The 1511-nt window shown below is 50.4% G+C and carries 2 protein-coding genes; both read right to left on the reverse strand.

Annotated features, from left to right (window positions below):
- Positions 1 to 23: 23 nt before the first annotated feature.
- The gene (locus A3750_RS16215) at positions 24 to 788 is read right to left on the reverse strand and encodes a uroporphyrinogen-III synthase (protein WP_068456973.1); all 765 of its coding nucleotides are present in this window, start codon (positions 786 to 788) and stop codon (positions 24 to 26) included.
- Positions 785 to 1511, reverse strand: a 727-nt coding sequence (gene hemC, locus A3750_RS16220) for a hydroxymethylbilane synthase (RefSeq protein WP_156498653.1), incomplete at its 5' end; no start/stop codon positions are given. The genes A3750_RS16215 and hemC, both read right to left, overlap by 4 nt.

A 1511-nucleotide genomic window follows, 5' to 3' on the forward strand; every position in this document is an offset into this window, starting at 1 on the left:
CTTTTCACTTAGCAATTGTTCATTTAAGCGGGCCGAGCCAGAGCTTTAATGATATCGATTGGTCTGAGCTGTTCAGAAACCTGCGTCTTTTGATAACCCAAGCTTTGAGCATGCTTCGCTACGCGCTCGCTCGGAACGATAAGCCTAGTCCCCGTTGGGGTTGCACTAATAGATTTTGCGAGAGAATGGAGGTTGTCTAAGGTTTCTGCGCTGAGAGTGACAATGCTGGTCGCGCCAAAATCACTGATACTCTCTTGAAGCGTTTGATCGGAGTATTCTGGTGTAACGCGCTCATATAATTCAATTGTGGTGACTTTTGCCCCTCGATCCCTCAAGCCTTGCTCCAGCTTGCTTCGACCCTCTTTGCCTTTCGCAATCAGAATCTTTTGGCCTTTGACGTGATTAAGTTCAGGCGTATCGAGCAGGCCTTCGCTGCTATAGTCCTGATCCGGGATGGAGACGCTGAGGTCTGCTTCTGCAAGCAGTTGGGTGGTTTTTCGGCCAATACCGAACCACTTCTGATCAGCCGGCGCTTGGGGCCACAGCTCATCCACGTAGTGGATCAACTGTGTTGCTGCATGTTGGCTCACCACGACCACTTTTTCGTATTGATCAAGGGCATAAATGATGTTTTTGACTTGAGGTGTCAGAGCAAGCGTTCGCACCTCAATACAAGGCAGGGAGTAGGTCTCTGCGCCAACTGACTCCAATACCTTGCACAGCTCAGAGGCTGACGGTTCAGGTCGGCAGACAAGTACTTTGTGCCCTTCGAGAATGGCTTTGATCATGATTGATACGCAGCTTCAAGAAGTGCTTCGGCTCCCTGCTCGAGGAGCTGCTCGGCGATATCGATACCAAGCACTTTTGGCTGACTCTGTTTGATCGAAATCGAACTTTTTGCGGTGAGAATTTTCGAGCCATCAATTGCGGCGACCAAACCTCGAAGAGTGAGTATATCGCCATTCAGTTCAGCAAAGCCGGCAATGGGTACTTGGCACCCGCCTTCAAGGCGTGTATTCATCGCTCGTTCTGCCAAAACACAATGGTTGGTTTCTTCATCAATTAGCGGTGCGAGCAATTTTTTTATTTCGGTATCGTTGCTTCTACATTCAATCCCGAGCGCGCCTTGGCCTACGGCGGGTAAAGACTGCTCAGCAGGCAGCACTTGTTTAATTCGATCGTGAAAGCCAAGTCGACGTAAACCTGAGTCGGCAAGAATGATGGCATCGTACTCTCCGGCATCAAGTTTGCCGAGGCGCGTGTTGACGTTGCCGCGCAAGCCTTTAATCTGCAGGTCTGGCCGAAGGGCAGCAATTTGGCTTTGCCTCCTTAAACTAGAGGTTCCAACAACGGACCCTTCAGGTAGTGCGTCAATGGAATCGTATTGGTTGCTTACAAATGCGTCGAACGGACTTTCTCGTTTGCAGATGGCGGCGAGTTCGAGCCCTTCTGGGAAGTGCATTGGCACATCTTTCATCGAGTGTACGGCGATGTCGGTATTTCCTGCCAGC

Source organism: Oleiphilus sp. HI0079, assembly GCF_001635105.1.

What these genes read in the sequence shown, in the direction of transcription:
- A3750_RS16215 (WP_068456973.1), bottom strand. Translation starts at nt 788, where the DNA reads ATGATCAAAGCCATTCTCGAAGGGCACAAAGTACTTGTCTGCCGACCT.